This window comes from Paenibacillus sp. sgz302115 (assembly GCF_056120445.1).
The window spans coordinates 23,227-29,664 of sequence record NZ_JBVYOK010000041.1; the positions used below are offsets into that span (position 1 = coordinate 23,227).

7 protein-coding genes are annotated in these 6,438 nt (G+C 49.5%); all 7 read left to right on the top strand.

Going from position 1 to position 6,438, the window contains the following annotated elements; translation table 11 throughout:
* Positions 1-149 precede the first annotated feature (149 nt).
* The 7 genes from AC0LWN_RS32185 to AC0LWN_RS32215 all read left to right on the top strand — a co-directional run bounded on the left by AC0LWN_RS32185 (position 150) and on the right by AC0LWN_RS32215 (position 6,194).
* Complete coding sequence (locus AC0LWN_RS32185; RefSeq protein ID WP_474672618.1) at positions 150-1,697, top strand: spore germination protein; 1,548 nt, start codon at positions 150-152, stop codon at positions 1,695-1,697.
* Positions 1,694-2,848, top strand: coding sequence for a Ger(x)C family spore germination protein (locus AC0LWN_RS32190; RefSeq protein WP_474672620.1), 1,155 nt, complete (start codon positions 1,694-1,696; stop codon positions 2,846-2,848). The genes AC0LWN_RS32185 and AC0LWN_RS32190 overlap by 4 nt, the downstream gene beginning before the upstream one ends.
* Before the next feature lies 1 nt (position 2,849).
* Positions 2,850-3,053: a hypothetical protein gene (locus AC0LWN_RS32195; protein WP_474672622.1), complete on the top strand. Its 204-nt coding sequence runs from the start codon at positions 2,850-2,852 to the stop codon at positions 3,051-3,053.
* Between the two features lie 28 nt (positions 3,054-3,081).
* On the top strand, positions 3,082-4,182 hold the full coding sequence (locus AC0LWN_RS32200) for a GerAB/ArcD/ProY family transporter (protein ID WP_474672624.1): 1,101 nt from the start codon (positions 3,082-3,084) through the stop codon (positions 4,180-4,182).
* 103 nt (positions 4,183-4,285) lie between these two features.
* A complete protein-coding gene (locus AC0LWN_RS32205) occupies positions 4,286-4,582 on the top strand; it encodes an antibiotic biosynthesis monooxygenase family protein (protein ID WP_474672626.1) in 297 nt (98 codons plus the stop codon).
* Positions 4,583-4,596: 14 nt separating this feature from the next.
* Positions 4,597-5,400 (top strand): phosphotransferase family protein, encoded by an 804-nt coding sequence (locus AC0LWN_RS32210; RefSeq protein WP_474672628.1) that lies wholly within the window; start codon positions 4,597-4,599, stop codon positions 5,398-5,400.
* Positions 5,401-5,648: 248 nt separating this feature from the next.
* Positions 5,649-6,194 (top strand): DUF1697 domain-containing protein, encoded by a 546-nt coding sequence (locus tag AC0LWN_RS32215; RefSeq protein ID WP_474672630.1) that lies wholly within the window; start codon positions 5,649-5,651, stop codon positions 6,192-6,194.
* Positions 6,195-6,438: the final 244 nt, after the last annotated feature.

A 6,438-nucleotide genomic window follows, 5' to 3' on the forward strand; every position in this document is an offset into this window, starting at 1 on the left:
TATAGGATTATTCCGGAAAGGCTCGTGAAATTGCTTAGGAAGCAATTTACGGGCCTTTTTCTTGTAATACAGCAGCTAAATTATGGCGAATAGGAGTTAGGGAGTCGGGGGATAATCAGATCAAAAGTAATGTGTCAGGAGTGACTGCTGTGAGCAACACAGATGCTGCCCCAAACGGCGGACAGGCCGCCGGACAAATCTCCTCTTCCCAGCCGCTTAGTCCCTCGCTCGATGACACAGTGGCTCTGTTTCGGCAGATCTTCAGCGGCGACGGGACCCTGATCATAAGGGTGATTGAAAATAAGCATGGCACACCTGTACGCTGCGGCTTAATCTACGTGGACGGAATGATCAATAGAGAGCTTATACAGAACGGTATTACAAGGCCGGTGATGTCCTATGAATTCACGGAAGAGGACAGCTGTAATCCAGCCGAACTGATGGAGAAAATCCGTGCCGAAATTATTACCGTCAGTGACATTATAGTCTCCACTAAGCTTGACGAATTAGTCGGAGCCGTTGCAGGCGGCAGAACGCTGTTTTTACTGGACGGTTACGCCGGAGCGCTGAACATAAATGCTCAAGGCTGGGAGACCCGGGCCATAGAAGAGCCTGATACTGAAAAAGCAATCCGGGGTCCGAGAGAAGGCTTTACAGAGTCACTGCTCATTAACCTGACGATGATCCGCCGTAAAGTACTGAATCCCGATCTGAAGTTTGTTTTTAGTGAAGTTGGAACCCGCTCTAAGACAAAGACCTGTATCTGTTATATGGAGGGCCTGGCCTCGCCGGATATTCTCAAGGAACTTCAGGATCGGCTGGCGAAGGTGGAAATCGACCATCTTTTGGACAGCGGCTATCTTGCGGAACTGATCCGCGACGAGCCCTATTCGCCATTCGAGATGATCGGCAGCACTGAACGGCCCGATTCTGTGGTCAGCAAAATTATGGAGGGGAGAGTTGCCCTGCTGATTGAGGGCAGCCCGTTTGCGCTAACACTGCCCTATGTGTTTGTGGAGAATTTTCAAGCCAGCGAGGATTATTATATTAACTATTATTTCGCCTCCTTCAACCGGCTGCTGCGGGTACTGGGAGCCATCCTGTCGGTCAGCATTCCTGCGGTCTATGTAGCGCTGGTTACTTACAACCAGGAGATGGTCCCGACACCGCTTCTGTCCAGTATTGCCACTGCGAGGTTTACGGTTCCTTTTCCCACTGTGGTTGAGGCTCTGATTATGCTGACCATATTTGAAGTTCTGCGTGAAGCGGGGGCGAGAATTCCGTCCTCTATCGGGCAGGCAGTCAGCATAGTGGGAGCGCTGGTGCTCGGGCAGGCTGCTGTGGATGCGCGTATAGTCAGTGCGCCGATGGTTATCGTCGTAGGTCTTACCGGCATCACAACCTTGCTGAATCCAAGGCTTACCGGTCCATTGATCATAGTGCGGCTGGGACTGCTGCTCTGTGTCTTCTTCCTCGGGATATACGGATATTTCTTTGGACTGCTCGGCCTGGTAATTCATCTGATGAGCCTTCGCTCCTTCGGGGTTCCCTACATGCTTAGTGTAGGATCAATCCGGCCGGAGGATATTAAGGATACTGCCATCCGCGCCCCTTGGTGGGATATGTATCTGCGTCCGGCGATAATCGGTGTGCGCAATATAAAGCGGAAGCCGGTCAAGAAGGTTAGAAGGCCATGAGGCCAGTGCGGAGGCTGTTGTCAGCGCTGCTCAGCATAGTGCTCCTGCCCGGCATTAGCGGCTGCTGGGATTACGTCGAGGTTGATGATATGTCCATAGTGGCCGGCGTGGCCATCGACAAAAGCCAAACCAAAGGCAAGATGCTGCTAACGGCAGAGATGCTCGACACCAAGGGAGGGCTTGACAAGAATCAGCCGGGCTTCAAAATGCTCAGTCTTTCGGGCGGGACGATGTTCGAAATTGTCCGCAACATGATCTCCATGACCGGCAAGAAGCTGTTCTGGAGCCATGCCAAGGTGATTATCGTCAGTGAGGAAATTGCGAGAGAAGGCATAATTAAAGCGATTGACTGGTACAGCAGAGATACAGAAACAAGATCAGATGTATTTATATTTGTGTCAAATGAGAAGACCGCGAGTGAAATCCTGCATCTGAACAGTGTCACAGATTCCATCCTGTCGTTTGATTTAGCGCAAATGATGAGCGATGAGAAGTTCACCAGCACAGCCCCGGTTGTGGAAATATGGGATTTCCTCGACAAGCTGGAGACTTCGGGGAACCATGCGATAGCACCGCTGATCCATATCCATGAGAGTAACGGGAAAAAAATTGAGCGTGTAGACGGGTGTGCCATCTTTTCAAAGGACAAGCTGGTGGGCAAATTGAACGGTGATGAGACCAAAAGTATGATGTTTGCCAAAAATGATATCAAAGGAGGCGTGCTGGATGTGGCTGACGTTCAGGGAGTTCCCACCTACTCATTGGAGATATTATCAAACAGGACTAAGGTGAAGCCGAAGCTGACAGACGGCAAGCTTAAGCTGCAGATCAAGACGGTGACGCATACAAATCTCGATGAAGTGATGACCTCTGAAAACTTCTCTGAGAATAAAAATATAACAGCCATTGAGAAACGCGCCGGCGAGAAATTGCAAAAGGAGATACGCTCTGTCATCCGGGGGGTTCAGATGAAATATCATGCTGATATTTTTGGCTTTGGAGAAATCATTCATGAGCGTATGCCGGAGACCTGGGCCAAGCTGCAGAACAACTGGAATGAGGAATTCACTGATCTGGATGTCGAAGTAAGCTCAAAGGTCATTATTGAGAGCAGCGCTAAAACCTCACGTTCCATCAGGTTAGGTGATTAGGATGGTCATTTACCTTGTGCTCATTTATGCCTTTGTCGTTGTAGTTGATCCCTACGGACTGCTGAAGCAAGGGGGAAAACGGGATTTCTATGTGTGCTCTGTGCTCTGCCTTGTGTCCTTTTCCCTGGCGTTTGCCTTGTCCATGCATTGGGAGATTCCAAGTCCTTCGCCGCCGATTGTTAATTGGGTTAAAAAGCTATTCTAAGCCAGCGTTTCTGGAAGGGTGAGGGCAGATGAGCAAGGAAAATATACCGGCAGGACAGGCCATAAGTATATGCGTTCTGTTTATTATCGGCAGTTCTCTGTTCATGGGGGTCTCGGGGCAATCGGGGAATAGTAGCTGGATTGCTCTGATATTTGCCATTGTGCTGGCAGTCCCCCTTATGCTCATCTATGCACGGCTTCATAAGCTATTCCCTGGCGAGGATCTGTACGACATGCTGATTGAGGTGTTCGGAGCCATCTTAGGCAGGGTGCTCTCCTGTCTGTACATATGGTATGCCCTTCATTTGGGTGCGCTGGTGCTGCGGAATTTCGGCGAATTCAGCAAGACAGTGGCCCTAACCACAACGCCTATGCTTGTCCCGATGTTGGTGATCGGTCTGCTCTGTATTTGGGTTGTGAAGGCGGGACTTGAGGTGCTCGGGAGAAGCGCCAAGTTCCTGCTGCTGTTTACTGTCATCGTGCTTGTATTACTAGAGCTGCTGTCTATCCCTAAATTTCATTATCATCATTTATTGCCGGTTCTGGACAGTTCGTGGGGGCTTGTGGCTACGGATACTATCGGTACGTTCACCTTTCCTTTTGCGGAGGTTGTGATCTTCCTGGGTGCATTTAGTGTGCTGCCCAAAAAAGTGTCCGCCAAGCGGGTTATGGTAAGTAGTGTGCTGCTTGCGGGAGTCATTATTATTTTCGTTACCTTTCGCAATTTGCTGGTGCTGGGCCCGGATATTTTATCAAGTCTGTATTTCCCTTCGTATGTAGCTGTCAGCAGGATCAATATAGGCGATTTCCTGACGAGAATTGAAGGTTCGTCGGCGATTTTATTTGTCACGGCACTTTTTGTGAAGGTGAGCTTATGTCTGTATGTAACCTGCAATGGAGTAGCCAAAGTGTTCAAGCTGAGCAGCTACCGCTCTGTAGTACTGCAGATGGGCCTGATTATGGTCTATTTGTCGGATTTCATCTACGAGAATATTATGCAAATGGAATATTTTGCCTACCATATCTATAAGATTTACGCTCTTCCGTTTCAGTTGGTTATTCCTGTGTTATTATGGATCACCGCAGAAATTCAGGCTCGAAGCGCCAAGCGGACGGCTCCACAGCAATAGGCCTGCTTACCGCTAACTCAGCTTTCCGTGGTATGATCGGGGGGGATGAGTCAGGAACGAGCATCATGATACCGGGAAAATATACAGCAAGGAGATGATTGTTATGATTCTGGAAGCAGCCATGCTTCAGGTGAAGCCGGGGCTCACCAGCCAGTTTGAACAGAGCTTTAAGGAAGCGTCCGTGCTGATTGCTTCCATTGAGGGGTATTTAGGCCATGAGCTACAGCATTGTCTTGAGGACGATCATAAATACCTGCTGCTGGTAAAATGGCGCAATCTTGAGGATCACACCGTAGGATTCAGAGAATCCAGCCAATATCAGGAATGGAAGGCGCTTTTGCATCATTACTACAGCCCGTTCCCGGTAGTGGAGCATTTCACTAGTATCAATCTGGAGTAGATGGGGGAAGTAGCGTGCAGGGGAAAAGAATTGGAGAAGGCAGAACCGCTGAGGTGTGGGAGCATGGAACCGGGGCGATTCTGAAGCTGTACCGGGATAATATTCCCGGGCATCATGTGGAACATGAATATGAGATCAGCAAATTTGTGTATGAGCATAATGTCCAGACCCCGCAGCCCATGGAGCTTATTACATCAGAGGGCCGCAAAGGCATTGTATTCCAGCAGATTCATGGCCGGTCTATGCTTAAGCTGATTAGCGAGAAGCCGTGGAAGCTTGGCGGGTATGCCCGGCAGATGGCGGCACTTCATTATGAGCTGCATAAGCTTGAAGGCCCGGAAGGATTGGGACGGCAGAAGGAAGCTCTGCACAAAACCATTATTGCCGCACCCATGCTCACGCTGGAGGAGAAAACGGCTGTGCTGGGTGAGCTGGAGAAGCTGCCTGAGGGAGAGCGGCTGCTGCATGGTGATTTCCACCCCGACAATGTGCTAATGGGTGAGCAAGTCTGGATCATCGACTGGATGACAGGAATTTCCGGCAATCCTGCCGGGGATGCGGCACGAACCGTGGTGATGCTCAGTATGGGAGCCGTCCCGCCGGGGGCATCCTGGTTAACCAGGATGATGATAGCTTTTATGAGGCAAAGGCTCACTAAAGGATACATTCGGGAATACCTCAAATTATCGGGCTGCTCATATGCCGAGATCAATGCCTGGGTGCTGCCGGTCGCAGCGGCAAGGCTGGTGGAAGGGATTCCGTCTGCGGAAAAAGAGCAGCTTGTCCGTGAGATCCGCAGACGTCTGCGTTCTATATAAGTTGAACTAAAGAAAATATAGAAAGGGCAGAAGTGACGGAGGGGAAGTTTGGAACTGGAGGAGCGGTAGCGACCGCCTTTGTCCGCGGATTTCAACCGTGAACAACGGTATAAATTGAAGAAATCTGTAGACAACAGCGGCCGGAAGTCCAAACATTCCCCGTAGTTACGACCAGACCCAATATGAAAATCTATAGTTCAACTTATATATTTCTATCTCTTAATATAGTTAAGGAAAGAAGGTACGCTATGAATACTTATATTGCGCTGCTGAAGGGCATCAACGTTGGCGGCAACAAAATCATCAAAATGCAGGCGCTGAAAGCCATGTTCGAGTCGCTCGGATATGACCGGGTCCGAACCTATATCCAGAGCGGAAATGTGGTGTTTGAGAGTGGGGAAAGCGATAGCGATATGCTTGCGGATACGATTAGTGCGAAGATTATTGAAACGTTCGGGTTCGATGTTTCCGTGCTGATCCGCACTCTGGAGCAACTGGAAGCGGTTATTGCAGGCAATCCGTTTGAGATTTTCGAGCAAGAGGATTATAAGCGGCTATATGTTTCTTTTCTGGAAAAAGAGCCTTCGGAGGAGTCGCTGGAGCAGCTTCGCCCTTATACAGATGGTGCGGACAAGCTTCGTGTTGTTGGCAGAGAAATGTACACCCTGTATGAAGTGAGCGTAAGCCAGTCCCCGCTGTTCAAGGTTCCGATGGAGAAGCTGCTGGGCACGTCCATCACCGCACGCAACTGGAATACGGTGAATAAACTGGCTGCGCTGGGCCGGAGTGAATAGCCGAAATAACTGTATCACATACCTAGTAACTCTGTTTTAAACAGCATTTGAATTTCAGTAACGAACTCGGAGGCGTCCTGCGTAATTCCATAATCTATATAATTGAGCCTCCAACACGGCAAAAGCCGTGGGATTCCTAGCTAGTTAACGCACGCAAGCCATTTCTGTTTTGTGCAGACTGCTAAGTCAAGAGCTAGCTCATTAGCTCGTCCTGGATCAGAGCCTATAGCTATCCAGGCTGATT